At 63.5% G+C, this 26350-nt stretch carries 23 protein-coding genes; 19 read left to right on the top strand and 4 right to left on the bottom strand.

Annotated features, from left to right (window positions below):
- Nucleotides 1–12 precede the first annotated feature (12 nt).
- The 8 genes from ACSFA3_RS07330 to ACSFA3_RS07295 all read left to right on the top strand — a co-directional run bounded on the left by ACSFA3_RS07330 (nt 13) and on the right by ACSFA3_RS07295 (nt 9954).
- Nucleotides 13–1257, top strand: coding sequence for a flavin-dependent oxidoreductase (locus tag ACSFA3_RS07330; protein ID WP_435504706.1), 1245 nt, complete (start codon nt 13–15; stop codon nt 1255–1257).
- A 154-nt stretch (nt 1258–1411) separates the two neighbouring features.
- Nucleotides 1412–1975 carry an alkyl hydroperoxide reductase subunit C gene (ahpC, locus tag ACSFA3_RS07325; protein WP_435504705.1) on the top strand — a complete coding sequence of 188 codons (564 nt, stop codon included), beginning with the start codon at nt 1412–1414 and terminating at the stop codon, nt 1973–1975.
- Between the two features lie 103 nt (nt 1976–2078).
- Nucleotides 2079–3677: an alkyl hydroperoxide reductase subunit F gene (gene ahpF, locus ACSFA3_RS07320; protein WP_435504704.1), complete on the top strand. Its 1599-nt coding sequence runs from the start codon at nt 2079–2081 to the stop codon at nt 3675–3677.
- Nucleotides 3678–3890: 213 nt separating this feature from the next.
- Nucleotides 3891–6107 carry a TonB-dependent hemoglobin/transferrin/lactoferrin family receptor gene (locus tag ACSFA3_RS07315; RefSeq protein ID WP_435504703.1) on the top strand — a complete coding sequence of 739 codons (2217 nt, stop codon included), beginning with the start codon at nt 3891–3893 and terminating at the stop codon, nt 6105–6107.
- A gap of 25 nt (nt 6108–6132) precedes the next feature.
- Entirely contained in the window at nt 6133–7215 is a 1083-nt protein-coding gene (locus tag ACSFA3_RS07310) for a hemin-degrading factor (protein ID WP_435504702.1), read from the top strand.
- Nucleotides 7212–8108 carry a heme/hemin ABC transporter substrate-binding protein gene (locus ACSFA3_RS07305; protein ID WP_435504701.1) on the top strand — a complete coding sequence of 299 codons (897 nt, stop codon included), beginning with the start codon at nt 7212–7214 and terminating at the stop codon, nt 8106–8108. The genes ACSFA3_RS07310 and ACSFA3_RS07305 overlap by 4 nt, the downstream gene beginning before the upstream one ends.
- An 8-nt stretch (nt 8109–8116) precedes the next feature.
- Nucleotides 8117–9163: a FecCD family ABC transporter permease gene (locus ACSFA3_RS07300; RefSeq protein ID WP_435504700.1), complete on the top strand. Its 1047-nt coding sequence runs from the start codon at nt 8117–8119 to the stop codon at nt 9161–9163.
- Nucleotides 9160–9954 carry a heme ABC transporter ATP-binding protein gene (locus tag ACSFA3_RS07295; protein WP_435504699.1) on the top strand — a complete coding sequence of 265 codons (795 nt, stop codon included), beginning with the start codon at nt 9160–9162 and terminating at the stop codon, nt 9952–9954. Before ACSFA3_RS07300 ends, ACSFA3_RS07295 begins: the two co-directional genes overlap by 4 nt.
- A 120-nt stretch (nt 9955–10074) precedes the next feature.
- On the opposite strand, the gene ppsR is transcribed toward ACSFA3_RS07295, so the two are convergent.
- Complete coding sequence (ppsR, locus tag ACSFA3_RS07290) at nt 10075–10896, bottom strand: posphoenolpyruvate synthetase regulatory kinase/phosphorylase PpsR (protein WP_435504698.1); 822 nt, start codon at nt 10894–10896, stop codon at nt 10075–10077.
- A 210-nt stretch (nt 10897–11106) separates the two neighbouring features.
- On the opposite strand from ppsR, the gene ppsA reads away from it, so the two are divergent.
- The 8 genes from ppsA (at nt 11107) to ACSFA3_RS07250 (ending at nt 19249) form a co-directional block, all read left to right on the top strand.
- On the top strand, nt 11107–13500 hold the full coding sequence (gene ppsA / locus ACSFA3_RS07285) for a phosphoenolpyruvate synthase (RefSeq protein ID WP_435504697.1): 2394 nt from the start codon (nt 11107–11109) through the stop codon (nt 13498–13500).
- Between the two features lie 146 nt (nt 13501–13646).
- Nucleotides 13647–14108, top strand: a complete 462-nt coding sequence (locus ACSFA3_RS07280; RefSeq protein WP_435504696.1) for a hypothetical protein — start codon at nt 13647–13649, stop codon at nt 14106–14108.
- A gap of 96 nt (nt 14109–14204) precedes the next feature.
- Nucleotides 14205–14579: a 30S ribosomal protein S6 gene (gene rpsF, locus ACSFA3_RS07275; RefSeq protein WP_435504695.1), complete on the top strand. Its 375-nt coding sequence runs from the start codon at nt 14205–14207 to the stop codon at nt 14577–14579.
- 4 nt (nt 14580–14583) lie between these two features.
- A complete protein-coding gene (gene priB, locus ACSFA3_RS07270; protein WP_435504694.1) occupies nt 14584–14898 on the top strand; it encodes a primosomal replication protein N in 315 nt (104 codons plus the stop codon).
- Nucleotides 14899–14919: 21 nt separating this feature from the next.
- Nucleotides 14920–15201, top strand: a complete 282-nt coding sequence (gene rpsR, locus ACSFA3_RS07265; protein ID WP_007830781.1) for a 30S ribosomal protein S18 — start codon at nt 14920–14922, stop codon at nt 15199–15201.
- An 18-nt stretch (nt 15202–15219) separates the two neighbouring features.
- On the top strand, nt 15220–15672 hold the full coding sequence (gene rplI / locus ACSFA3_RS07260; protein WP_435504693.1) for a 50S ribosomal protein L9: 453 nt from the start codon (nt 15220–15222) through the stop codon (nt 15670–15672).
- A gap of 176 nt (nt 15673–15848) precedes the next feature.
- Complete coding sequence (gene dnaB / locus ACSFA3_RS07255; protein ID WP_435504692.1) at nt 15849–17258, top strand: replicative DNA helicase; 1410 nt, start codon at nt 15849–15851, stop codon at nt 17256–17258.
- Nucleotides 17259–17263: 5 nt separating this feature from the next.
- Nucleotides 17264–19249 (top strand): UvrD-helicase domain-containing protein, encoded by a 1986-nt coding sequence (locus tag ACSFA3_RS07250; RefSeq protein WP_435504691.1) that lies wholly within the window; start codon nt 17264–17266, stop codon nt 19247–19249.
- A gap of 75 nt (nt 19250–19324) precedes the next feature.
- Here ACSFA3_RS07250 and ACSFA3_RS07245 read toward each other — a convergent pair whose 3' ends face one another.
- The 3 genes from ACSFA3_RS07245 to ACSFA3_RS07235 all read right to left on the bottom strand — a co-directional run bounded on the left by ACSFA3_RS07245 (nt 19325) and on the right by ACSFA3_RS07235 (nt 22276).
- On the bottom strand, nt 19325–21127 hold the full coding sequence (locus tag ACSFA3_RS07245; RefSeq protein ID WP_435504690.1) for a PhoH family protein: 1803 nt from the start codon (nt 21125–21127) through the stop codon (nt 19325–19327).
- Between the two features lie 157 nt (nt 21128–21284).
- Nucleotides 21285–21761, bottom strand: coding sequence for a peroxiredoxin (locus ACSFA3_RS07240; RefSeq protein ID WP_435504689.1), 477 nt, complete (start codon nt 21759–21761; stop codon nt 21285–21287).
- A gap of 140 nt (nt 21762–21901) precedes the next feature.
- Nucleotides 21902–22276 carry an Mth938-like domain-containing protein gene (locus ACSFA3_RS07235; protein WP_435504688.1) on the bottom strand — a complete coding sequence of 125 codons (375 nt, stop codon included), beginning with the start codon at nt 22274–22276 and terminating at the stop codon, nt 21902–21904.
- Between the two features lie 67 nt (nt 22277–22343).
- Between ACSFA3_RS07235 and ACSFA3_RS07230 the strand changes: the two genes are divergently transcribed.
- Genes ACSFA3_RS07230 through thrC form a run of 3 tightly spaced genes read left to right on the top strand, consistent with a single transcriptional unit; the run spans nt 22344 to nt 26347 of the window.
- Complete coding sequence (locus ACSFA3_RS07230; protein WP_435504687.1) at nt 22344–23570, top strand: pyridoxal phosphate-dependent aminotransferase; 1227 nt, start codon at nt 22344–22346, stop codon at nt 23568–23570.
- 36 nt (nt 23571–23606) lie between these two features.
- Nucleotides 23607–24932, top strand: a complete 1326-nt coding sequence (locus ACSFA3_RS07225; protein ID WP_435504686.1) for a homoserine dehydrogenase — start codon at nt 23607–23609, stop codon at nt 24930–24932.
- A complete protein-coding gene (gene thrC, locus ACSFA3_RS07220) occupies nt 24932–26347 on the top strand; it encodes a threonine synthase (protein WP_435504685.1) in 1416 nt (471 codons plus the stop codon). Before ACSFA3_RS07225 ends, thrC begins: the two co-directional genes overlap by 1 nt.
- The last annotated feature ends 3 nt before the right edge of the window (nt 26348–26350 follow it).

Below are 26350 nucleotides of genomic sequence, written 5' to 3'. Positions count from 1 at the left end.
GAGTCGACATATATGAAGGTACTGATCGCGGGGGCCGGCATCGCCGGACTGGTGCTGGCGCTGAAACTCCAGCGCATGGGCATCGAGGTGGAGGTGTTCGAGACGTCGCGCGAGATGCGCCCGCTCGGCGTCGGCATCAACCTGCTGCCGCATGCGGTGGCGGTGATCGAGTCGATCGGGCTGCGCGATGCGGTCGGCGAGAAAGCGATCGAAACCTCGTCGCTGCACTATTTCAACAAGTTCGGTCAGCCGATCTGGAGCGAGCCGCGCGGGTTGGCTGCCGGTTATCCGGTGCCGCAGTTCTCGGTGCATCGCGGTGAATTCCAGATGCTGCTCTACCAGACCGCGCTGGAGCGCCTGGGCGTCGGTGCCATCCGGCTCGGCCATTCGTTCATCGGTTTCGTCCAGGACGCCGGCGGCGTCACGGTCACTCTGCGACGGGAGGACGGTTCCACCGTCGAAGCGCGTGGCGACGTGCTGGTCGGCGCCGACGGCATCCATTCGGCGGTGCGCAAGTTCCTCTACCCTGAAGACGCGCCCAACCGCTTTGCCGGCCGCATGCTCTGGCGCGGCGTGACCGAAGCGCCGCCTTTCCTCGACGGCCGGACGATGTTCATGGCGGGTCATCAGGACCAGAAGTTCGTCTGCTACCCGATCTCGGAACCGTTGCGCCGCGAAGGCCGCTCGCGCATCAACTGGATCGCCGAGCTTCGTGTGCCGGGCGACACGCCCGCACGCAGCGACTGGAACAGGAAGGTCGATAAATCCGTCTTCGCTGGTGCTTTCGCAGACTGGAAGTGGGACTGGATCGACATTCCGGCGGTGATCGAAGGCGCCGCTGCGGTTTACGAGTTCCCGCTGGTCGACCGCGACACGCTTCCCAGGTGGACTTTCGGCCGAGTTACGCTGATGGGCGACGCCGCGCACGCCATGTATCCGATCGGCTCTAACGGGAGCGCGCAAGCGATCATCGATGCGGCGTACTTCGCGGAATGCCTGGGGCTGCTTCACGAGAAGCGCTTGAGTTCGATCGAGCACGCGCTGCTCGAATACGAGGCCGACCGCCTGCCAAAGACCACAGGCATCGTGCTGCGCAACCGCCTCAACGGCCCCGAGCAGGTGATGCAGGTCTCTGAAGAGCGCGCGCCGCACGGCTTTTCAAAAGTCGAGGATGTGATTTCCCGAGCGGAGCTGGAAGAGATCGCTGCGCGCTACAAGCGGGTGGCCGGCTTCGACGTGGAGCGCCTGCGAACCTGAACACGTCCGGAAGGACGTTGAAATCTCTATAGGTATGACCAATGCAATTGATAGCTTTTGGCTATCTCACATTACATATTGGTAGTTATACTAATGGCTCGCACTTATCTTTCATGCTGTGTTTTCAGCGCAGCAAGCCAACCCAGGGGATCCAATGTCCGTCATCAACACCGCAATCAAGCCTTTCAAAGCCAGCGCCTATCGCAACGGCAAGTTTATCGAAGTGTCGAGCGACGACCTGAAGGGCAAGTGGGCTGTGTTCTTCTTCTACCCGGCCGACTTCACTTTCGTCTGCCCGACCGAACTCGGTGACGTGGCCGACCATTACGAGTCGTTCCAGAAGATGGGCGTCGAGATCTACTCGGTCTCCACCGACACGCATTTCACCCACAAGGCATGGCACGACTCGTCGGAAACCATCGGCAAGATCACCTACACGATGATCGGCGACCCGACCGGCACCATCACGCGCAATTTCGAAGTCATGCGCGAAGCTGAAGGCCTGGCAGACCGCGGCACCTTCATCGTCGATCCGCAAGGCGTGATCCAGGCGATCGAAATCACCGCCGAAGGCATCGGCCGCGACGCCAGCGACCTCGTCCGCAAGGTCAAGGCCGCCCAGTATGTCGCTGCCCACCCGGGCGAAGTCTGCCCGGCCAAGTGGAACGAAGGCGGCGAGACGCTCAAGCCATCGTTCGACCTCGTCGGCAAGATCTAAGCGCCCAGGCGCTGCACCAGCGCTGTAGAGCTACAGCGCTGTGCCCAAGGCCCGGGCGGGTTCGTCCGGGCCTTTTTTTCTTCAAATTCTCAAGGTGAATCACATGCTCGACGCCGGCACCAAAGCACAACTCAAAAGCTATCTCGACCGCATTTCGCAACCGATCGAAATTCTCGCGTCGCTCGACGACACCAAGGCGTCCAGCGACGTGCTCGCGCTGCTGAAGGATGTGGCCGAATCGTCGCCGCTGGTGAAGCTCACCGAGAGCCGCGAAGACATCTTTCGCAAACCTTCTTTCTCCATCAACCGTCCCAACGAAAATCACGGCCCGCGCTTCGCCGGCCTGCCGATGGGTCATGAATTCACGTCGCTGATCCTCGCGCTGCTGCAGGTCGGCGGCTATCCGCCGAAGGTCGACCAGGCCGTGATCGATCAGATCCGCGCACTCGACGGCGATTTCGAGTTCGAGATCTACGTCTCGCTTACCTGCCACAACTGTCCGGACGTGGTCCAGGCGCTGAACGTGATGGCGGTCCAGAACCCGCGCATCAAGGCCACGATGATCGAAGGCGGCACTTTCCAGGACGAGATCAAGGAACGCCAGATCATGGCCGTGCCGACCGTGTTCCTGAACGGTACCGAGTTCGGCCAGGGCCGCATGAGCCTGGAAGAAATCCTGGCCAAGATCGACACCAGCGGCGTCGAGCGTGAAGCAAAGAAGATTGACCAGAAGGCACCGTTCGACGTGCTGATCGTCGGCGGCGGTCCCGCAGGTGCGGCGGCCGCGGTTTACGCGGCGCGCAAGGGCATCCGCACGGGCGTGGCGTCGGAGCGTTTCGGCGGCCAGGTGCTCGACACGCTGGGCATCGAGAACTTCATATCGATCAAGGAAACCGAAGGGCCGAAGTTCGCGATCGCGCTCGAAGAACACGTGCGCCACTACGACGTCGACATCATGAATCTTCAGCGCGCATCGGCCCTCGTGCCGGGCGCCGAGTACATCGAGGTCAAGCTGGAAAGCGGCCCCACGATCAAGAGCCGCACGGTCATCATCTCGACCGGCGCGCGCTGGAGGAACGTCAACGTTCCGGGCGAACAGGAATACAAGAACAAGGGCGTGGCGTACTGCCCGCATTGCGACGGCCCGCTGTTCAAGGGCAAGCGCGTCGCGGTGATCGGCGGCGGCAACTCGGGCGTCGAAGCGGCGATCGATCTGGCCGGCCTGGTCGGTCATGTGACGCTGATCGAGTTCGACAAGCAATTGCGTGCCGATGCCGTGCTGCAGCGCAAGCTCCTGAGCCTGCCGAACGTCACGGTGCACCTGAATGCGCAGACGACCGAAATCACCGGCGATGGCCAGAAGGTGAACGGACTGGTCTACAAGGACCGTGTCGGCGGCGAAAGCGTCAACGTACCGCTGGAAGGCGTGTTCGTGCAGATCGGTCTGGTGCCGAACACCGACTGGCTCAAGGGCACGGTCGCGCTGTCGAAGCACGGCGAAATCGAAGTCGATGCGCGCGGCCAGACGTCGGTGCCGGGCGTGTTCGCTGCCGGCGATGCGACGACAGTGCCGTTCAAGCAGATCATCATCGCGGCCGGCGACGGCGCGAAGGCGGCACTCGGTGCGTTCGATCACCTGATCCGCACGCCGGCACCGGTCGCCGAACCGGCAGAGGCAAAAGAAGAAGCCGTCGCTGCCTGAGTGGCGGTCTAGATGAGAATTATTCTCATATAATCGGCGGCCCGGGCAGCAGTCCGGCAACCGCCAGCCAGATGCCATGCGCAGCCACAGCAGCCGCGCGACAGGCAAGTCCAGCGAGCAGTTCTATTCAACTGTTTCCTGGACTTCGCCTTGGCTCATCTCTCGCTCCTTCCTCCTCGACTCTCTTCACTGCCGCCGTTCGCGCGCTGCAGCGTGTCCGCCGCCTGGCTGATCGCAGCCGGCGTGGGTCTGACGACGCCTGCGTATGCGCAGTCTTCGGCGGCGGGTGCCACGCGCGTTGCTGCGCTCGGCGAAGTGGTCGTGAGCGGTTCGCGCACGGAGCAGAAGAAGGACGATCTGGCCGCCAGCATCGAGCTGATCGACCGCGAGACGATCGAGTCGAAGCAGATCAACGACATCCGCGATGCCGTGCGCGACCTGCCGAACGTTTCGGTCAAGCGAGCGCCGGCACGCTTCGGGCTCGCTTCCGGCAACACCGGGCGCGACGGTAACGCCGGCTTCAACATCCGGGGGCTCGACGGCAATCGCGTGCTGCTGCTGACCGACGGCATCCGCAGTCCGCGCAGCTACGTCTTCAGCGCAAACGCCTTCGGACGCGACTATTTCGACATCGGCTTGGTCGAGCGGATCGAGATCGTCAAGGGGCCTGCTTCCGCGCTTTATGGGTCCGATGGATTGGCCGGTCTGGTGAACTTCATCACGCGCGAGCCGGCTTCGTTTCTGCAGGACGGCAAAAGCTTCGGCGGCAGCGCCAGCGCTGGCTACAGCGGCGACGACAACGGCTGGCACACGGGCGTCACGCTGGCCGGGAAGGCGAGCGATACGGTGCAATGGCTGATTTCGGCCAACGCGAATCGCAGCAGCGAGCTGGAAAACAAGGGCAAGAATCTCTCCGCCAACACCGACCGCACCGCGCCCAACCCCGAGCGCGACCGTGGCAACTCATTGCTGGGCAAGGTCATCCTGACGCCCAACGCCGACCAGAAACACACCTTCACCTTCGAGCATGTCGAGAAGACCGCGCGCTACGACCTGCTCTCGGGCATCGCCAAGCCGCCGTACGCCGCCGCGTCGGTCATCGGCCTCGATGCCAAGACCGACCAGCAACGCGACCGCCTGACCTGGGACGGCCGGCTGCGGGTGAACAGTGCGCTGGCCGACAACCTGCAGGCCGTGATCAGTTACCAGAAAGCGAGCTCGCGCGAATACATCGCCGAAGACCGCTTCACCTCTGCCGACCGTGTGCGCGACGTCACCTACGACGAGAACACCTTGCAGCTCGGACTGATGGCCGACAAGACATTGCGCTTGAACAATGACTGGTCGCAGCGCATCACCTACGGCGTCGACTACACGCTGGCGAAGATAGAAAACCTGCAGACCGGCGTGGTGCCGCCTGCCGGCGAAACCTATCCGCTCAAGCGCTTTCCCGATACACGCGAGCGCACCAGCGCGCTCTATGTACAGGACGAATTCATCCACGACCGCTGGAGCATCACGCCCGGCGTGCGAATCGATCACTTCAGCATCGACGCCGACCAGGCCGGCTTCAACGCCACGGCCGTGTCGCTGTCGGACTCGGCGGTCTCGCCCAAACTGGGCGTTCTGTTCCGTGCCACGCCGCAGTGGAGCGTCTACGGCAACTACGCCGCGGGCTTCAAGGCGCCCAACGCGTTCCAGGTCAACAACTTCTTCGAGAACGTGACCTCCGGCTACAAGACGATTCCTAACCCGAACCTCAAGCCGGAGAAGAGCCAGAACTTCGAGCTCGGCGTGCGCGGGCGCACCGGTATCCTGAACTTCGACGTTGCGGCCTTCACCGGCGACTACAAGAACCTGATCGAGAACGACCGTCTGGTGAGCGGCAGCGGCATTCCGCGCATCGATCCGCTGATCTACCAGTCGGTGAACATCGGCCGCGCGCGCATCAGCGGCTTCGAGTTCAAGGGCGAGTTGGACTGGACAGAGAACGGCACCGGCTTCTCGCTTCCCTTCGCCTACGGCCAGACACGCGGACGCGACCGCACCGCCGACGTGGCGTTGAATTCCGTCGATCCGCAGAAACTCTACGCCGGCATCAAGTACCAGGCGCCGTTGTGGAGCCTGCGTCTGGACGCCGTGCGCCATTCGGCGAAGAAGGGCTCGGACATCGACAACAGCGAGATCGTCGCCGCCACGCGCGTCGCTTCGGCCACCCAGTTCGCGACGCCCGCATCGACCACTTTCGACCTGAGCGCGCAATGGCGCATCCGCAAGAACCTGCGGCTGAACGCGTCGATCGTGAACCTGACCGACAGGAAGTACTGGATGTGGAGCGATGTACGCGGTGTGGCGACGAGTTCGATCACCCGCGACGCCTACACCCAGCCGGGGCGCCACTTCAACGTGTCGCTCGTGGCCGATTTCTGATCCCCACTGCACAAGGACCGCACCGATGAACATCACCGACATTCCGACCCGTTTCGCCGCCCTGCGCGCCGGTGGCCAGCGCCACAAGGATGCGGCCGAGTCGCTCGGCCTGAGCGAAGGCGCAGCCATTGCCGCACACACCGGAACGCATCCGCACGCCTTGAGGGCGACGCCGTTGCGCGGACCCTGGCTGGCGCTGCTGCAGGCGCTGGAGTTCTGCGGGCCGTTGCTGGCGCTGACCCGCAACGCATCGACCGTTCACGAGAAGACCGGGGTCTACCAGAAGCTCTCCGGCGGCGACGCGATGGGCCTGGCGTTGGGAGAAGACATCGACCTGCGGCTGTTCTTCAGCAAGTGGCACGCCGGCTTCGCGGTCAGCGAAGCGGCCGCCAATCCCGGCCTGCCGCCTTCGATGAGCCTGCAGTTCTTCGATGTCCACGGCGTGGCCGTGCACAAGATTTTTACGCGCGAGACCACCGACCGCGAAGCGCTGCAGGCCGTCATCGACGCACATGCCGACGCATCGCTGACGCCGGTTTTCGACGCGCCGGAACCCACGAAAGCGCCTCGTTCGGATTCGGAAATCGACGCCGACGCCTTCTGCACCGCCTGGAGCGCGATGCAGGACACGCACGAATTTTTCGGCCTGCTCAAGAACTTCGGCGTCGAGCGCCAGCAGGCGTTCCGCCTGGCCGAAGGCCGCTTCACGCACCGCGCGCCGACGAGCACCGTTCGCAATCTGCTGAATGCCGCTTCGTTCGACGGCGTGCCGATCATGGTGTTCGTGGGCAATCCGGGCTGCATCCAGATCCACACCGGCACGGTGATGCGCATCGAGCCGATGGAGATTCGCGGCATGCAGTGGCTCAACGTGCTCGATCCGAACTTCAACCTGCACCTGCGCGAAGACCTGATCGACGCGGTCTGGATCGTCGAGAAGCCGACCAGCGATGGCATCGTGACATCGGTCGAAGCCTTCGACCGCGAGGGCGGCGTGATGGCGATGTTCTTCGGTGCCCGCAAGCCCGGCGCGCCGGAGCGCGAGGCATGGCGCGCAGTGGTGCGGACGCTCGAACGCATCGGCGTGTCGACGGAGGCGTCGGCATGACGCGTCCCGATCGGCTGGCAGGGCGCCGTACCGCGCTGCGGCTGATATCGGCGTCGGCGCTCGGGTACGCAGGATCGACGCTGGCGCAGGGCAAATCGTCGGCGCCGCGGCTGGTCACCATCAGCGGCGCCATCACCGAAGTCGCCTATCTGCTCGGCGCAGAGTCGCAGCTGGTCGGTACCGACACCACCAGCCTGTATCCGGCTGCGGCGCAGAGGACGCCGAAGGTCGGCTACATGCGCCAGCTTTCCGCCGAGGGTCTGCTGTCGCTGCGACCCGATGCGGTGATTGCGACGACCGAATCCGGCCCGCCGGTGGTGCTCGACCAGTTGCGCTCGGCCGGCGTCAAGGTCGAGCTGATCGAGGCGGACCACAGCTGGGGCGAAGTGCAGCGCAAGGTCGACGCCGTCGGCCGGCTCGCCGCGCGCGAAACGCAGGCCCGCGCGCTGAGGCTGCGCCTCGATGCCGAATGGGCGACGCTGCAGCAGCAGATCGCCGCCGCGACATCGGGCGCGGGTACGGTCGGTCGCAAGCCGCGCGTGCTTTTCGTGATGGCGCAAGCGGCCAGTCCGCAGGTGGCCGGCGAAAAGACCGCGGCGCATGCCGTGATCGGTTTCGCCGGCGGCGTGAACTGCATGGGCGGCTTCAACGGCTACCGGCCCATGACGGCCGAAGCGTTGGCCAAGGCCGCACCGGACGTGATCGTGACGACCACGCAGAGCATCGAGGCGCAGGGCGGCGTCGACCGCTTCTGGCAACGTCCCGAACTGGCGCTCACGCCCGCCTTCGGCAAACGCGCGCTGATCGTGCAGGACGCGATGCTGCTGCTCGGCTTCGGCCCGCGTCTGCCGGAAGCCATCCGCACGCTGCACGCGCAACTGCGCGCGGCGTGAGTCGGTCGATGCGGTCGACCCGTTCTCGCTGGTCCGGACGTTCGGTGATCGGTGCGGGCGTCGGCTTGCTGATCGTGACTTTCGTCGTTGCTGCTTCGTCCGGCGCTTATGCGATCAGCACATCGCAACTGCTCGGCGTGGCCGGCGATCTCTGGCGCGGCACCGACAGGCCGTCGCCCGAGCACATGGTTTTCGTCAACATCCGGTTGCCGCGACTGCTGCTCGGTGTGGCCGCCGGCGCGGGGCTCGGACTTTCGGGCGCGCTGATGCAGGGGCTGTTCCGCAATCCGCTGGCCGATCCCGGACTGATCGGCATCAGCAGCGGCGCCGCGCTTGCGGCAGGCGTGACGATCGTGCTCGGCGCGGCGTTCCTCCCTGCGCTGCCGCGCACGCTCGGCAGCTGGACGCTGGTGGCGACGGCGTTCGGCGGCGGCTTTCTCGTGACGATGCTGATCTACGGTCTGTCGCAGGGCGGCGGCGGTACGCGCATGGCGCTGATGCTGCTCGCCGGCATCGCGATCAACGCGCTGGCCGGTGCCGGGCTCGGCTTTTTAAGCGTGATGGCGACCGACGAACAGTTGCGCAGCCTGCAGTTCTGGTTGCTCGGCAGCCTCGGCGGCGCGCGCTGGAGCGCGGTGGCGCTGGTCGGGGCTGTGGTCGCGCTCGCGCTGGTCGCCGGCATGGCGCTCGCGCGACCGCTGAATGCCATCGCGCTGGGCGAATCGCAGGCGTCGCTGCTGGGCGTCGACGTGGAGCGAACCAAGCGGAGGGCGGTTCTGGTGACGGCTTTTGCAGTCGGTGCGGTGACGGCGACGACCGGCATCATCGGTTTCGTCGGCCTGATCGCGCCGCATTGGGTGCGCATGCTGGCCGGGCCGGACCATCGCATCGTGCTGCCGGCTTCTGCGCTGCTGGGCGCGGCGCTGATCCTCGCGGCCGACACGGTCGCGCGAACCGCGATGGCCCCAGCCGAACTGCCGCTGGGCGTACTGACGGCTTTCATCGGCGCGCCGATGTTCCTGCTGATGCTTCGGCACTTTCGGGGACGGATGTGAGTCGGGCGCTCGAATGCGTCGGCGTTTCGGTCTGCATGGCCGACAAGGTATTGCTTGCATCGACGACCGCGTCATTCCAGCCCGGCCGTTTTGCCGCCATCCTCGGGCCGAACGGCGCAGGCAAATCGACGCTGCTTTCCGTGCTCGCCGGGCAGCGCGTGCCGACGCAGGGCGAAGCGCGGCTCGACGGCCGGCCGCTCGCCGATCACGCACTGGTTGCGCTGGCGCGACGCCGCGCACTGATGCCGCAGGAGAGCGCAGTGGCGTTCGATTTCACTGCCGGGGAAATCGTGGCGCTGGGGCGCTACCCGCACCGGGGATTCCAGAGCATTCCGGCACAGGACGACGATGCCATCGTCGCCGCAGCGATGACGCTGACCGACGTTTCGGCGCTGGCCGATCGCGTCCTCAACAGCCTTTCAGGCGGCGAGAAGGCCCGCGTCCACCTTGCACGTGCGCTCGCGCAACTCTGGGCGTCGCTTCCCGACGGCGCCGTGCGCTGGCTATTGCTCGACGAACCGACCGCCGCCCTCGATCTTGCGCACCAGCATGCCGCCATGCGACTGCTGCGAGACCGCAGCCGTGAAGGAATGGGCGTGATCGCAGTGCTGCATGACCTGAATCTGGCCCGCAGGTATGCCGATGAGGTGCTGATACTCGACGGCCAAGGCGGCATGCACCGAGGCGCCGCATCCGAACTGCTCCAGCCGCCGCTGATCGAGCAGATCTGGCGCATGCCCTGCCAGCAGGTCGAAAGCGCCGACGGAACGCCGCAATTCCTGTTCGGTTGAAGAAGCAGTTGCACTCTGCTCATAAAACACCGCGGAACGGGCTTTGCCCGGCCGCTGGTGTTGCCCCCGGCAGGGGGTAGGCGAAGGCGACACGCAGTGCGCCGCAGCCTGGGGGCGAGCCTAGTAAGTCAGGCGCTGCGGTTGCAGTTCCTGGAGGATCGTCGTCGCGATTTCCTCGATCGACTTGGTCGTCGTCGACAACCACCGGATGCCCGCGCGCCGCATCATCGCTTCGGCTTCGCTGACCTCGTTGCGGCAATTCGCCAGGCTGGCGTAGCGCGAATCGGGCCGGCGTTCGTTGCGGATCTCGCTCAGGCGCTCCGGAAGGATCGTGAGGCCGAAGATCTTCTTGCGATGCGGCAGCAATGCCGGCGGCAACTGGCGACGGTCGAAATCCTCGGGGATCAACGGATAGTTGGCCGCCTTCAGGCCATGCTGCATCGCCAGATAAAGCGAAGTCGGCGTCTTGCCGCTCCGGCTCACGCCCACCAGGATCACGTCGGCGCCGGCCAGGTCGCGGTTGCTCTGGCCGTCGTCATGCGCAAGGCTGAAATCGATCGCCGCGATGCGCGCGTTGTACTCCTTGCTCTTGCTGACGTCGCTGAAGCGGCCGATGCGGTGGTTCGACTTCATCGCCAGTTCGATTTCGAGCGGGCGCACGAAGGTGCCGAACATGTCGAGCAGCATTCCCTTGCAGCCGGTTTCGATCACGGCCAGCACTTCCATGTTGGCCAGTGTCGTGAAGACGATCGGGCGCTGGCCCTCGACTTCGGCCGTGTGGTTGATCTGCCGCACCGCCTGATGGGCCTTGTCGACGGTGTCGGTAAAGGGCAGCCTGATGTGGCGCGGCTTGATCTCGAATTGGGCCAGCACGGCATTGCCGAAGGTTTCGGCGGTGATGCCGGTGCCGTCGGAGACGAAGAATACGGAGCGAATGGTCATGTCTGGCGGCCTTGTCCTTCGACGCGAAAACCGGTGTCGCGCCTACAATTCCGCACATTATCGGGAATTCGGAATGGTCCTAATCGGTCTTTCCGACAATCGATCTGTCTAATTCTGTCCGATGCAAGCCGCCCCCGCACCCAGAGCAACGACAACGATCGTGCCGCGCCGCCTGCATCCGACACCGTTTTTAACTTCTGGAGCTTTCCCATGTCTGCACTCTTCGAAGCGACCGCCCTGGTCGTACCGTTCGAAAACCTGAGGATGACCGACGTCGAGTCGGTCGGCGGCAAGAACGCCAGCCTCGGCGAAATGATTTCCCAGCTGCCGCAGGGCGTTCGCGTACCGACCGGCTTCGCGACCACGGCGCATGCGTTCCGCCAGTTCCTGGCACACGACGGCCTGGCCGATCGCATCAGCAAGCGCCTCGCCGTGCTGGATACGGAAGACGTCCGTGCCCTCGCCGTCGCCGGTGCCGAGATTCGCACCATGGTCGAAGCGCAGCCGTTTCCGGCCGATCTGCAGGCAGCCATCGGCGAAGCATTCGCCACCCTGAGCGCCGGCAACCCGGCCGCCTCGTTCGCCGTGCGCTCGTCGGCCACCGCCGAAGACTTGCCGGACGCCTCGTTCGCCGGTCAGCAGGAAACCTTCCTCAACGTGGTCGGCATCGACGACGTGCTGCACAAGATGAAGGAAGTCTTCGCATCGCTGTACAACGATCGAGCCATCAGCTACCGCGTCCACAAGGGCTTCGAGCACGATATCGTCGCGCTGTCGGCTGGCGTGCAGCGCATGGTCCGTTCCGACCTCGGAGCTGCCGGCGTGATGTTCACGATCGACACTGAGTCTGGCTTCGAAGACGTGGTCTTCATCACCTCCAGCTACGGCCTGGGCGAGACGGTGGTGCAGGGCGCGGTCAATCCTGACGAGTTCTACGTCCACAAGCCGATGCTTCGCGCGGGCAACCGTGCCGTCATCCGCCGCAATCTGGGTTCCAAGCTGATCCAGATGGAATTCGCGACGCCGGAAGAAAAGGCTGCGAGCGGCAAGCTGGTGAAGACCACCGACGTGCCGACCGAGCAGCGCAACCGGTACTCGCTGTCCGACGAAGATGTCGAATTGTTGGCCAAGTACGCCCTGGTGATCGAAGAGCATTACGGCCGCCCGATGGACATCGAGTGGGGCAAGGACGGCACCGACGGCCATCTCTACATCCTGCAGGCTCGCCCCGAGACGGTGAAGAGCCAGCAGCAGGGCAAGGCCGAGCAGCGCTACAAGCTGCTGGGTCGCGGTTCGGTGCTGGCCGAAGGCCGCGCGATCGGCCAGAAGATCGGCACCGGCCCGGTCCGCCTGGTCTACAACATCAGCGAAATGGACAAGGTCCAGGCCGGCGATGTGCTCGTGACCGACATGACCGACCCGAACTGGGAACCGGTGATGAAGCGCGCGGCCGCCATCGTGACCAACCGCGGCGGGCGCACCTGCCACGCGGCCATCATCGCGCGCGAACTGGGTATTCCTGCCGTCGTCGGTTGCGGCGATGCGACCGATCTGCTGAAGGAGGGCACGCTCGTGACCGTGAGCTGCGCCGAAGGCGACACCGGCTTCATCTACGACGGTCTGCTCGAAACCGAAGTGACGGAAGTCGAACGCGGCGAAATGCCATCCGTCGACCTCAAGATCATGATGAACGTCGGCAATCCGCAGCTGGCTTTCGACTTCGCGCAGTTGCCGAACCACGGCGTGGGTCTGGCGCGGCTCGAATTCATCATCAACAACAACATCGGCGTGCATCCGAAGGCAATCCTCGACTACCCGAACGTCGATGCCGACCTGAAGAAGGCGGTCGAATCGGTGGCCCGTGGCCATGCCTCGCCGCGCGCGTTCTACGTCGACAAGGTGGCTGAAGGCATCGCCACCATCGCTGCGGCTTTCTGGCCGAAGCCGGTGATCGTGCGTCTCTCGGACTTCAAGTCCAACGAGTACCGCAAGCTGATCGGCGGCAGCCGCTACGAGCCGGAAGAAGAGAACCCGATGCTGGGCTTCCGCGGTGCCGCACGCTACATCAGCGCCGAGTTCCGCGAAGCATTCCTGATGGAATGCGAAGCGCTCAAGCGTGTCCGCAACGACATGGGCTTGACCAACGTGCAGATCATGGTGCCGTTCGTGCGGACGCTGAAGCAGGCGGAGCGCGTGACCGGTCTGCTGGCCGCAGAAGGCCTGAAGCGCGGCGAGAACGAACTCAAGATCATCATGATGTGCGAAGTGCCGAGCAACGCGATCCTGGCGGACGAGTTCCTCGAATTCTTCGACGGCTTCTCGATCGGTTCCAACGACCTGACGCAGCTCACGCTAGGTCTGGACCGCGATTCCGGCCTCGAGTTGCTGGCTGCCGATTTCGACGAGCGCGATCCTGCTGTCAAGGCCATGCTGAGCCGCGCAATCACGGCCTGCAAGAGCAAGGGCAAATACGTCGGCATCTGCGGCCAGGGCCCGAGCGACCATCCGGACTTCGCGCTGTGGCTGGCGGAGCAGGGCATCGAGTCGATCTCGCTGAACCCCGACAGCGTCATCGACACCTGGAAGCAGCTTTCGGCACGTTGAGACAGCAGCGAACACGGGCGGCAAACGCCTCTCGTGTTCGCAACGATAAATTTGCGACAAACGCGGGTTTATAAGTATCAAGAAGACGCATTTGCAACAAATTGCAATTTTGGTGTCCAATTTGGTGATCCAGGCTTTCACGCCGGTTGGAGATCACCATGATTCTTGTCAAGACGGAAGCCGGGCAGCAGGTATTCAGAGACCGCTCGGTTCGGCTGACGCCGCGTCAGCGCTCGGCTTTCATCCTCTTCGACGGCAGACGTTCCACCCACGAAATCCTTCAGGCCTGCGACGGTGTTGCCGACACAGACATCGAGACCTTGCTCACGCTGGGTTTGCTGGATCGCGCTGTTTCCTCGCCAGGTCCCGCGTCGGCACCGTTGCAAACCGATGCGCAAGCGTCGGTCGGCGACAGGCAGCAGCGTTACAAGGATGCATATCCGGTGGCCATGCGGCTTGCAGGCTCGCTCGGACTGCGCGGTTTCCGTTTGAATCTCGCGATCGAAGGCGCGACTTCCTTCGAGCAGTTGCTGGCGCTCGCGCCACGCATCCGCGCTGCGGTCGGGGATGAGAAAGCGGCAGTACTCGATGCTGTTTTAGGCATCTGAGCACGCACTGCTATAATCGCAGGCTTTGCCTTGCCACACTGCGCCGACGCTGCGGGTGGCTTTTATCCCTTCTACGGAAGATCCATAAGGAGTGCCATGCGTCACTATGAAATCATTCTGCTGATCCATCCCGATCAGAGCGAGCAAGTTCCGGCCATGCTGGAGCGTTACAAGGGTCTGATCACGACCGGCGGCGGCAAGATCCACCGCGTCGAAGACTGGGGCCGTCGTCAGCTGGCCTATCAGATCAACAAGCTCAACAAGGCCCACTACCTGTGCGTCAACATCGAGGCTGAACAAGCCGTGATGGGCGAACTCGAGCACGCGTTCAAGTTCAACGACGCCGTGCTGCGCCACCTGACCGTCGTCAAGAAGAAGGCCGACACCGGTCCCTCTTCGATGATGAAGACGGTCGAGCGCGAAGAGGCCCGCAAGGTCCAGCAGGCCGAATACGCCGCAAACAACAACTGATGATGTGAATGGCACCTCGACCGCGAAGGCAGTCAACCAGCTTCTGCTGACTGCCACCGTCGTCGAACTCGGTGCCTTGCGTTTCACCCCCGCGGGATTGCCCGCCCTGGACCTGAAGCTCGAACACGAGTCGATCGTTCAGGAGGCCGGAAAGCCCAGGCAGGTGAAGGCGGTCGTGAAGGCTGTTGCGTTCGGCGCAGTGGCCGAACGGCTCGCAAGGCAGGTGATGGGCAGTCTCTGGCATTTCCAGGGGTTTCTCGCCACTTCCGGGACGGCGAAGCAGCCGGTGCTGCACATCCAGGATTTTCAGCAAGATTAATTTTCGAAGAGAGGTCCCTCCATGGCCACGTTCAAGAAATTCAACAAAGACAAGCGCCCGAAGCGCAACACCCAGTCGCTGCTGTTCAAGCGCAAGCGCTTCTGCCGCTTCACCGTCGCCGGCGTCGAAGAAATCGACTACAAGGACATCGACACCTTGCGCGATTTCATCAGCGAAAACGGCAAGATCATCCCCGCGCGCCTGACCGGCACGCGCGCGATCTATCAGCGCCAGCTGAACACCGCGATCAAGCGTGCGCGCTTCCTCGCGATGGTTCCGTACAGCGACCAGCATCGCGTCTAAGCAGTAGGAAGAAACATCATGCAAGTCATTCTTCTGGACAAAGTCGTCAACCTCGGCACCCTCGGCGAAATCGTCCGTGTCAAGGACGGTTACGCACGCAACTTCCTGATCCCGTCGGGCCGCGCTCGTCGCGCCACGGAAGCCAACAAGGCTGAATTCGAAGCCAAGCGCGTCGAACTCGAAAAGGCCGCAGCTGCAAAGCTGGCCGATTCGCAAGCGCAGGGCGAAAAGCTCGGCGGCAGCAGCGTCAAGATCACGCAAAAGGCTGGCGTCGACGGTCGTCTGTTCGGCTCGGTCACCAACCATGACATCGCCGACGAGCTGAACAAGCAAGGCTACAAGGTTGCGAAGTCGCAAGTGCGTTTGCCGAACGGTCCGATCAAGATCGTCGGCGACAGCACGGTCAGCGTCGCGCTGCACACCGATGTCGTGGTCGACATCACTGTCACGGTCTACGGCGAGACCGCCTGATCATCTCACGCGCTTCTTGCGCGCCATGAAAGCCGCCTTCGGGCGGCTTTTGTTTTTTCTGCGCCGCGAAGTTATCCCTCGCGCTGCACAGTCAAGTCACCGGTTGTCCACAGCGTTATCCCAAGGCGCGGTCCATCTTCGGCCGTAGCATGGAACGTTCTTCCCGAGAAAAAACCATGTCTGCCGTCTTTTCCTACGCCGAGAACGATCCCATGTCCGATCGCGAGGTCGCCAAGCTGCGAATTCCTCCCCATTCCATCGAAGCCGAGTCCAGCGTGCTCGGCGGTTTGTTGCTCGACAACGGTGCGTGGGACCGCATGGGCGATCTGCTGGTCGATGCCGATTTCTACCGGCACGAGCACAAGCTGATCTACGCCGCCGTCGGCACGCTGATCAACGCCTCAAAGCCGGCAGACGTCATCACGGTTTTCGAGCAGCTCCAGAACTTGGGGAAGTCCGATGAAGTCGGCGGCCTGATGTACCTGAACTCGCTCGCGCAGTACGTGCCGAGCGCGAGCAACATCCGTCGCTATGCCGAAATCGTTCGCGAGCGTTCGATCCTGCGCAAGCTGGTCGCGGCAGCCGACGAGATCGCGACCAACGCCTTCAACACCCAGGGCAAGGCGGTCGACAAGATCCTCGACGAGGCGGAGCAGAAGATCTTCAACATCGGCGAGGAAGGTTCGCGGATGAAGCAGGGCTTCCAGGGCATGGACTCGCTGGTGGTCGAACTGCTGGACCGCGTGACCGAGATGGCCGACAACCCGAACGACATCACCGGCGTGCCGACCGGCTTCATCGACCTCGACCGCATGACGTCGGGCTTCCAGGCCGGCGACATGATCGTGCTGGCCGCGCGTCCGTCGATGGGCAAGACCGCGCTGGCGATCAATATCGCCGAGCACGTCGCGCTCAACGAAGGTCTGCCGGTGGCGGTGTTCTCGATGGAAATGGGTGCGTCGCAGCTGGCGGTGCGTATCGTCGGCTCGATCGGCCGCATCGACCAGACGCACCTGCGTACCGGCAAGCTGACCGACGAGGAATGGCCGCGCCTGACCGAAGCGATCGAAAAACTGCGCAACATCTCTCTGCACATCGACGAGACGCCGGGCCTGACCACCAGCGAACTGCGCGCCAATTCGCGACGCCTCGCGCGTACCTGCGGCCAACTCGGACTGATCGTCGTCGACTACCTGCAGCTCATGAGCGTGTCGACGGCCATGAACGACGAGAACCGCGCAACCGCCGTGGGTGAAATCTCGCGCGGCCTGAAGATGCTTGCCAAAGAACTGAAGTGCCCGGTGATCGCGTTGTCGCAGCTGAGCCGTGGCGTCGAGTCGCGCACCGACAAGCGCCCGATGATGAGCGACCTGCGCGAATCCGGCGCGATCGAGCAGGACGCGGACGTGATCATGTTCATCTATCGCGACGACTACTATGACAAGAACAGCAAGGAACCCGGCGTCGCCGAAGTCATCATCAGCAAGCAGCGTAACGGCCCGACCGGCACCGTCAAGCTGGCCTTCCTGAAGTCGATCACGAAGTTCGAAAGCCTGGCGATGGGCGGCGGCGGCAGCAACTTTTGAGCGCCTTGCCAACGGCTTCGGGCCGGATCCCACAACCGCCCCGCTTCGTTCCGCAGTCGCTCGTACCGACGATCGAGCAACTCGCGATCCAGACGGCAACCGAGAACACGGTCGTCGTCGAAGCGAATGCCGGCGCCGCGAAGACGACGACGCTGGCGTTGCGAATGGCGGAGTCGTGGGCGCGCGGCATGCATCCCGCGGACTGTCTTGCCCTGACCTACACCGTCGAGGCGCGGGAAGCGCTCGGTCTTTCGCTGGGCAAGATCGGTGTGCCTTCGGCGGTCATCAGGCAATTCGGTATCGAGACCTTCGAGTCCTTTGCGCGCACGGTACTGCGTGGACTCGACGGTGTCCCGGTGCCGGTGAAAGCCGATGCCGAAGCGTCGAAGTCGTCGGTCTGGGAGGCAATCGAATCCGTGGCCAACGACGACACCGAGCGCTGGCGCGAAGCACTCGTCATTCCGTCCGTCGGCGACAACGCGACGATCGAGGCCTTTCTCCAGGTCGACCTGAACGTCAAGGGCCGGATGCTGCTGGAGTTCGTTAAGGACGAGGGCCCGCTGAACCCGGATTTTGCCGCGTCGATCGGCTGCGATTACACGCTGCTCAAGGTCTTCAAGGCCTACGAGCGCATCCGTCGCGGCGGCCATCCCGACCATCCGGTGTTCCGCGGTTCTTTCGACGCAACCTACGATCTGGCGCGGCTCATCCTCGACGGCGAAGTGCCCGATACGCTGGCGGTGTGGCCGTCGCGCGTAAAGATGTTGCTTGTCGACGAGATGCACGACATGAACCAGGCGATGTACCTGATCCTCGAGAAGCTGCTGGCCGGCAAATGCTTCTTCTGCGGTGTCGGCGACAAGGACCAGGTCATCTACTCGGCTGCGGGTGCCGATCCGCGCTTTCTCGGGGAAGAAATTGAGCGCACGAGCACGAATGCCCGCCGCATCAAGCGCTATCCGCTGACCGCCAGCTTTCGCTATGACGCTTCGCTTGCCAACGCCGTGGCCCGCTTCAAAGAGAAGAAATGCAGTTCGGCGAGCGAGCATGCGACCGCGATAGCGACGCTGCGCTACGACGACGAAGGCACCCAGAGTTGCGAGAGCCTGGTCGTGGCCGAGATCCGGAAGTGGAAGGTCGCGCGAAAGAAGCAGCCGGCGTTTGCTGTTCTTTTGCGCCATCCCGACCAGTCCGTGGCACTGGAAAACGCATTGCTGGCAGCCGACATCGCCTACACGACACGCGGCTTCGACAGCTACCTGATGCGTCCGGAGATCCTGCTGATCCGCGGTTTGCTGGCCGTGGCGGCAGATCGGTTCACGAGCATCGACGATCCTCAGACGCGGCGCCGCGTGGTCGAGGCCTTCGTGTTCTTCTGCGACGTGCAGATCACGGCAACCGGCCATGCGCACATGACGCAGCGAGAAATGCTCGACGATGCGATCCGGCACGTCACCGACAACCCGCTGATCCTGGCATCTTTCTTCGACAACCAGGTGTTGAACGGCGTGGCGCCGGTGGTGGCCCACCGTCTTCGTGCCGCCGTGCAGATCGCGAAGACGGAGTCGGGCCCGCATCTGCTCGACAAGGTGGTGGAAGCGCTGCGCATGGACCTGCTGGCGGCCGGCGCTTTCGTGCGGCAGGCGCGGCGCGAGGAAGTGCAGGGCAATCTGGCCGGCCTCCGGCATTCGGCAGAGCGCTTCGACACGCCGGCCGATTTCTTCCAGAGTCTGAACGATGCCGAGATCAAGCAGCGCACGCTGCGTACCGGATCGGCCGGCGTGCTTCTGGCCGATGTGGCTTCGGTCAAGGGTCTCGAATTCGAGCATGTCGCGATGCCGTATCTGCGGCAAGGCGAATTTCCGGGGCCGCGTGGCACTTTGGTGGAGGAAGAGAACCTGTTCTACGTCGGCATGACGCGGGCCAGGAAATCGCTGAGTCTCTACGCGCACCGCGAACGCCCCAGTGCATTCGTGGCGCGGATCGGCTAGACCGGTTCGATAAAAAAGCCCGCAGCGCTTGTGGCGCTGCGGGCTTCGGATAGCTTGTAGAAAACGCCTGGCGGGTCAGAGCACTTCGCTTGCGAAGTCGGCAAGGCGCGACCTTTCGCCGCGTGCCAGCGTGATGTGTCCGCTATGCGGCCAGCCCTTGAACTTGTCGACCGCAAACGTGAGGCCCGACGAACCTTCGGTGAGGTAGGGCGTATCGATCTGCGCCAGATTGCCCATGCAGATGATCTTCGTGCCCGGACCCGCGCGCGTGATAAGCGTCTTCATCTGTTTGGGCGTCAGGTTCTGCGCCTCGTCGATGATCACGTATTTGTTCAGGAACGTGCGTCCGCGCATGAAGTTCATGCTCTTGATCTTGATGCGGCTGCGGATGAGTTCGTTGGTCGCGGCGCGGCCCCATTCGCCGGCACCGCCGCCGTCGCCCTTGGCCAGAAACTCAAGGTTGTCGTCCAGCGCACCCATCCACGGTCCCATCTTTTCCTCTTCCGTGCCGGGAAGGAAGCCGATGTCTTCGCCCACGCTCACGGTCGCGCGGGTCATGATGATCTCGGTGTAACGGCGGTCGTCGAGCACCTGCGTCAGGCCGGATGCGAGCGCCATCAGCGTCTTGCCGGTACCTGCAGTGCCGGTGAGGGTGACGAAATCGATTTCCGGGTCCATCAGCAAATTCATCGCGAAGTTCTGCTCGCGATTGCGCGTGTTGACGCCCCAGATGGCGTTCTTGACCGAGCTGTAGTCCTTGAGTGTCTTGAGCACCGCGGTCTTGTCGCGGATTTCCGTGACGCGCGCGTACATGCTCGGCTCGCCAGGCGCTTCGAAGAACACGAACTGGTTGATGTAGAGGTTGGGCACGATCGGGCCGCTGATCCGGTAGAACGTGCTGCTGCCGCTCTGCCAGCTCTCGACCGTCTTGCTCTGGCGCGTCCAGAAATCGGGCGGCAGCGCGAGCGATCCGGCATAGAGCAGGTCGCCGTCTTCCAGCGTCTTGTCGTTCTGGTAGTCGTCCGTCGCCAGGCCGAGTGCACGTGCCTTGACGCGCATGTTGATGTCCTTCGACACCAGCACTACTTCCTGCTTCGGCTGACCCGGCCGGTCTTCGGCATACAGGTCGCGCAGCGCATGCACGACGCCCAGGATCTGGTTGTCGGCCTTGCCTTGCGGCAGGCTGGCGGGCAGCGAGTAATCGAGCTGCGCCGTCTGGAAGAACAGCTTGCCGCCAGCCCCGCGATGGCCGGTGGTGTCGAGTTTCAGGCCCTTGGCGATGTCAGCGCCCTGCGCGCCTGCAAGCGCGTCGAGCGTGCGGCTGGTCTGACGACCGTTGCGCGCGACTTCGGTAGTGCCTTTCTTGTGGCCGTCGAGTTCCTCGAGCACGATCATCGGCAGAAAGATGTCGTGTTCCTCGAAGCGGAACAGGCACATCGGATCGTGCAGCAGCACATTCGTGTCGAGCACGAAAAGCTTGGCCGGGCCGGTCGACTTGTTGCGGCGGGGGCGTGGGCTCGGCGCCGAAGCGACGACAGGTGCAGGCGCGGGCGCAAGCGCGGGAGGTGTCTCGGCGCGTACTGCGGGCGCTCGCGAAACCGACCGCGGCTTGGTCTCGATCTGTCGGGCCGGTTCGGTCGTCGTGATCGGTGTCGATGCAAAGGATGCCGGCTGTGCGGCGGCTTGGATCGGAGAGCCGCCTACCGCGCTGGTCTCGCGCTCGTCCGAGAGTTCGAGTGCCCGCGGGCGCGCAGTACGCGCCTCTTCATTGGCCCGTCCGCTACGGCGCGACGCCTTTTGCGGTGACTGGGCCGGCGCGTCGACCGCATCCGGTGAGAGAAGGGCTGCGCGTTTCGTGGGTGCGGGGGGCAATGGCATGTGGCAGTTTGCTCGCAGATGGAAAGGGGCCAGAAAGCGAAAAAGCCGCCTGTATGCCAGGGCGGCTTTGTTCGGTGGATGCGGTCTCGGAGCTCAACGGCATGCGTTCATTATGCACAACGCCAAAGGCATCCGAGAAAGCGCGGGAGAAGAGCGTTCAGGCTGCTTTCTTGAGTGCCTTGACGGCTTTCAGCACGTCGTCGACATGGCCCGGCACCTTGAGTCCGCGCCATTCGGCCTTGAGAATGCCATCGGCGCCAACGAGGAAAGTGCTGCGCTCGATGCCCTTCACCTTCTTGCCGTACATGATCTTGTTCTTGACCACGCCGAACATGTGGCACATCTTCTCTTCGGTATCGGCGATGAGTTCGAAGGGCAGCTCGAGCTTGGCCTTGAATTCGTCATGCGACTTCATGTTGTCGCGGGAGACGCCGAACACGGTGGCGCCGGCCTTGACGAAATCCTTGTAACGATCGCGGAATTGCATCGCTTCGGTGGTGCAACCCGGTGTATTGTCCTTGGGGTAGAAGTACATCACCAGTACATGGCCGAGGTGCGAAGTGTTCGAGACCTTGAGACCGCCGGTGGCGGTAGACTCGAATTCGGGAATGGGTTTGTTGACAACGATCGCCATGAAACTTGTTTTCTCCGTTGAGTTCCATCGTCAATCAAGGCGTGCAGCCTGAACGATGGAAGATTTGTCGTTGCTGATCGAGGGCGCATCGCCGGGCTCGCAACCTGCGATTTTAGCTTGAAATGGTTATAGATCGCCAATCACGGCGACTCGACCAACAATGCGGCAAGCACATGACGCCCCTCGCTGGCGAGGATGTTGTACGTACGGCAGGCCGCAGCCGTATCCATCGTTTCCACCCCTGTGCGCTGCGCCATGAGTTGCTGCAGCCATGACGGGTGCGGAAATCTGATGCGCTTGCCGCTGCCGAAGATCACCAGTTCCGCGCCTTGCGCTGCGAGCAAGGCGAACTGATCGGGGCCGAGATCCTCGAAACGCGCGCAATCCCAGTCGAAGCGTTCGCCGTGCGAGCCGATCACGACGCTTCGCTCGACGCGCTCGTTGTTGATGGCGACCCAGCCCGGGCCGTGTGCGGTGAGGGTCTGGACGTCGGATTTGTCAGGCTGGAGCTTCATCGGTGGACCCTGGGAACTGTGGTCAAATTATAGGTTTTCCCCTATGTAGGCGCCCCCTGGAGGGACTTTGAAGCTGCTCAAGAAATCGGCCAAGCTGGCCAACGTGCTCTACGACATCCGCGGTCCCATCATGGACGCCGCGAAGCAGATGGAGGAAGAGGGCCAGAAGATCATCAAGCTCAACATCGGCAACCTCGCCGTGTTCGGCTTCGATGCACCCGAAGAGGTCCAGCAGGACATGATCCGCAACCTGCCCGCGTCTGCCGGTTACTCGGACAGCAAGGGCATCTTCGCTGCGCGCAAGGCCGTCATGCACGAGACGCAGAAGCAGGGCATCGCCGGCGTCACGCTCGACGACATCTACCTGGGCAACGGCGCCAGCGAGCTGATCGCGATGTCGACGAACGCTCTGCTCGACGATGGCGACGAACTGCTGCTTCCCGCGCCCGATTACCCGCTGTGGACCGCCGTTGCCAGTCTTTCGGGCGGCAAGCCGGTGCACTACATCTGCGAGGAAGAGAACGGCTGGATGCCGAGCCTGGAAGACATCCGCGCCAAGATCACGCCGCGCACCAAGGGCATCGTGGTGATCAACCCGAACAACCCGACCGGCGCGCTGTATTCCGACGAACTGCTCAAGGGCATCGTCGCCATCGCACGCGAACACAACCTCGTGATCTTCGCCGACGAGGTCTACGACAAGGTGCTCTACGACGGCGCCAGGCACACCGCCATTGCCAGCCTTTCGACCGACGTGCTGACGCTGACCTTCAACTCGCTGTCGAAAAGCTATCGGTCGTGCGGCTACCGCGCCGGATGGCTTGTCGTTTCCGGCGACAAGAAGCCGGCGCGCGACTACATCGAGGGCCTCAACATGCTCTCGAACATGCGTCTTTGCGCCAACGTTCCCGGCCAGTGGGCGATCCAGACGGCTCTCGGCGGCTACCAGAGCATCAACGACCTGGTCGGCAAAGGCGGTCGCCTTCGCCGTCAGCGCGACCTGGCCTACGAACTGATCACCGCCATTCCCGGCGTGAGCTGTGTCAAGCCCGCGGCGGCGCTGTACATGTTCCCGAAGCTCGACCCCAGGATCTATCCGATCGACGACGACCGGCAGTTCTTCCTCGAACTGCTGAAGGAAACCAAGGTGATGCTGGTGCAGGGTACCGGTTTCAACTGGGCCACGCCGGACCATTTCCGCATCGTCTTCCTTCCGCACGAAGAAGATCTGCGCGAGGCGGTGAACCGCATCGCCAAGTTCCTCGAGCGCTACCGCAAGCGCGCGGCAGCCTGAACGCATTTCCCGCTTTTTGACCTCACTGTGATTCCCATGAAACCCATCCAAGTCGGCCTTTTCGGCATCGGCACCGTCGGCAGCGGCACGTTCAACGTGCTGCGCCGCAATCAAGAAGAGATCAAGCGCCGCGCCGGCCGAGGCATCGAGATCACGATGGTGGCCGATCTCGACACCGCGCGCGCCAAGGCAGCCGTCGGTGACGGCGTGAAGGTCGTTGCCGATGCGCGCGAGATCATCGCCAACCCCGACATCGACATCGTCATCGAACTGATCGGCGGTTACGGCATCGCGAAGCAGCTGGTGCTGGAGGCCATCGCGGCCGGCAAGCATGTCGTCACGGCCAACAAGGCGCTGCTCGCGGTGCACGGCACGGAAATCTTCGCGGCGGCCCAGGAAAAGGGCGTGATGGTCGCCTTTGAGGCGGCAGTGGCCGGCGGGATCCCGATCATCAAGGCGCTGCGTGAAGGCCTGACGGCCAACAGCATCCAGTGGATCGCCGGCATCATCAACGGCACCACCAATTTCATCCTGTCCGAGATGCGCGACAAGGGGCACGACTTCGCGACCGTATTGAAGGAAGCGCAGCGCCTGGGCTATGCCGAGGCGGACCCGACCTTCGACATCGAAGGCGTCGACGCCGCGCACAAGGTCACGCTGATGAGCGCCATCGCGTTCGGCATTCCGGTGCAGTTCGACAAGGCGCACGTCGAGGGCATCACCAAACTTGCCGCGCAGGACATTAAGTACGCCGAACAGCTCGGCTACCGCATCAAGCTGCTCGGAATCACGCGCCGTGCTGCGGGCGGCATCGAGCTGCGCGTGCATCCGGCGCTGGTGCCGGCAAAGCGCCTGCTGGCGAATGTCGAAGGCGCGATGAACGCGGTCGTGGTGCACGGCGATGCGGTCGGCACCACGCTGTACTACGGCAAGGGCGCGGGCAGCGAGCCGACGGCCAGCGCGGTGATCGCCGACCTGGTCGACATCACGCGCCTGCATTCGGCCGATTCGGCGCAGCGCGTGCCGCACCTGGCCTTCCATCCCAACGCGATGAGCGACCACCTCGACATCGTGCCGATGCGCGAAGTCGTGACCAGCTACTACCTGCGCCTGCGCGTCGCCGACGAAGCCGGCGTGCTGGCGAAGGTAACGGGTTTGCTGGCCGAAGCCGGCATCAGCATCGACGCGGTGCTGCAGCGCGAAGCCGACGAAGTCGGCGGCGAAGGCTCGACCCAGACCGACGTCATCATCCTCACGCATGAAACGCGCGAAGGCACGCTCGACGATGCGATGGTGCAGCTGCAGGCGCTGCCATCGGTGCTGGCGCCGATCGTGCGCATCCGCAAGGAGGAGCTGAGCTGATGCGCTACATCTCCACCCGTGGCGACAAAACACAACGCAGCTTCTGCGACATCCTGCTCGAAGGCCTCGCGCCCGACGGCGGCCTGTATCTTCCAGAGCACTATCCGCAAGTCGACGCCGCAATGCTCGCGCAGTGGCGCAACCTGCCGTATGCCGAACTCGCCTACGAAATCCTCTCGCTCTACATCGACGACATTCCTGCCGAAGAGCTGAAGGCGCTGTGCGCGAAGACGTACACGGCCGAGGTGTTCGGTACCGACGAGATCGTGCCGCTGCGCGAGCTCGAAGACGGTACCTATCTCGAAGCCCTGTCCAACGGCCCGACGCTGGCCTTCAAGGACATGGCGATGCAACTGCTGGGCAACCTGTTCGAGTACGAACTGGACCGTCGCGGCGAAGCACTCAACATCCTCGGCGCGACCAGCGGCGACACCGGCAGCGCCGCCGAGTACGCGATGCGCGGCAAGAAAGGCGTGCGCGTCTTCATGCTGTCGCCGGACGGCCGCATGAGCCCGTTCCAGCAGGCGCAGATGTTCAGCCTGCAGGACGCCAACATCCACAACATCGCGATCGACGGCGTGTTCGACGACTGCCAGGACATCGTGAAGGCGGTTTCGAACGACTTGGCCTTCAAGCATGCGTACAAGATCGGCACGGTCAATTCGATCAACTTCGCTCGCTTGCTGGCGCAGGTCGTCTACTACTTCGCCGGTTATTTCCAGGCGACGGGTTCGAACGACAAGCAGGTCAGCTTTTCCGTGCCGTCGGGCAACTTCGGCAACGTCTGTGCCGGCCACGTGGCCCGCATGATGGGCCTGCCGATCCGCACGCTGGTGGTCGCGACCAACGAGAACGACGTGCTCGACGAGTTCTTCCGCACCGGCGTCTACCGCGTGCGCACAGCCGCCGACACGCACGAGACATCGAGCCCATCGATGGACATCTCCAAAGCCAGCAACTTCGAGCGCTTCGTGTTCGATCTGCTGGGCCGCGATGGCGAACGCACGCGCGCGATGTTCGAAGGCGAACTCGGCCGCAGCGGCCGTTTCGACCTCGGCGCCGACCCGCTCTTCGCCCAGGCCGCGACGCGTTTCGGCTTCGTTAGCAGCCGCAGCACGCATGCCGATCGCCTGGCAACCATCCGCGATACCGACAAGCGCTTCGCCACGCTGATCGACACGCACACCGCAGACGGCCTGAAAGCAGCGCGCGAGCACTTGTCGCCGGGTGTGCCGATGATCGTTCTGGAAACCGCGCTGCCGATCAAGTTCGCCGAAACGATCGTCGAAGCGCTCGGCCATGAGCCCGATCGTCCGGCGCGTTTCGAAGGCATCGAGGCCCTGCCGAAGCGTGTCGTTAAGCTGGCTTCCGATGTCGACGCCATCAAGGCGTACATCGCGCAGCACTGCGGCTGACAG

Source organism: Variovorax glucosi (assembly GCF_051216695.1).
Lineage (GTDB): Bacteria > Pseudomonadota > Gammaproteobacteria > Burkholderiales > Burkholderiaceae_C > Variovorax.
This window is presented reverse-complemented; position numbering and strand designations above follow the sequence as displayed.

Excerpts from the sequence above, each read along its gene's own strand:
- rpsR (WP_007830781.1), top strand. The coding sequence starts at position 14,920 with ATGGCCACGTTCAAGAAATTCAACAAAGACAAGCGCCCGAAGCGCAAC.
- rplI (WP_435504693.1), top strand. The coding sequence starts at position 15,220 with ATGCAAGTCATTCTTCTGGACAAAGTCGTCAACCTCGGCACCCTCGGC.
- rpsF (WP_435504695.1), top strand. The coding sequence starts at position 14,205 with ATGCGTCACTATGAAATCATTCTGCTGATCCATCCCGATCAGAGCGAG.
- ppsR (WP_435504698.1), bottom strand. The coding sequence starts at position 10,896 with ATGACCATTCGCTCCGTATTCTTCGTCTCCGACGGCACCGGCATCACC.
- ahpC (WP_435504705.1), top strand. The coding sequence starts at position 1,412 with ATGTCCGTCATCAACACCGCAATCAAGCCTTTCAAAGCCAGCGCCTAT.
- thrC (WP_435504685.1), top strand. The coding sequence starts at position 24,932 with ATGCGCTACATCTCCACCCGTGGCGACAAAACACAACGCAGCTTCTGC.
- ppsA (WP_435504697.1), top strand. The coding sequence starts at position 11,107 with ATGTCTGCACTCTTCGAAGCGACCGCCCTGGTCGTACCGTTCGAAAAC.
- ACSFA3_RS07310 (WP_435504702.1), top strand. The coding sequence starts at position 6,133 with ATGAACATCACCGACATTCCGACCCGTTTCGCCGCCCTGCGCGCCGGT.
- ACSFA3_RS07330 (WP_435504706.1), top strand. The coding sequence starts at position 13 with ATGAAGGTACTGATCGCGGGGGCCGGCATCGCCGGACTGGTGCTGGCG.
- ACSFA3_RS07305 (WP_435504701.1), top strand. The coding sequence starts at position 7,212 with ATGACGCGTCCCGATCGGCTGGCAGGGCGCCGTACCGCGCTGCGGCTG.
- ACSFA3_RS07300 (WP_435504700.1), top strand. The coding sequence starts at position 8,117 with ATGCGGTCGACCCGTTCTCGCTGGTCCGGACGTTCGGTGATCGGTGCG.
- ACSFA3_RS07225 (WP_435504686.1), top strand. The coding sequence starts at position 23,607 with ATGAAACCCATCCAAGTCGGCCTTTTCGGCATCGGCACCGTCGGCAGC.
- ACSFA3_RS07245 (WP_435504690.1), bottom strand. The coding sequence starts at position 21,127 with ATGCCATTGCCCCCCGCACCCACGAAACGCGCAGCCCTTCTCTCACCG.
- ACSFA3_RS07235 (WP_435504688.1), bottom strand. The coding sequence starts at position 22,276 with ATGAAGCTCCAGCCTGACAAATCCGACGTCCAGACCCTCACCGCACAC.
- ACSFA3_RS07240 (WP_435504689.1), bottom strand. The coding sequence starts at position 21,761 with ATGGCGATCGTTGTCAACAAACCCATTCCCGAATTCGAGTCTACCGCC.
- dnaB (WP_435504692.1), top strand. The coding sequence starts at position 15,849 with ATGTCTGCCGTCTTTTCCTACGCCGAGAACGATCCCATGTCCGATCGC.
- ahpF (WP_435504704.1), top strand. The coding sequence starts at position 2,079 with ATGCTCGACGCCGGCACCAAAGCACAACTCAAAAGCTATCTCGACCGC.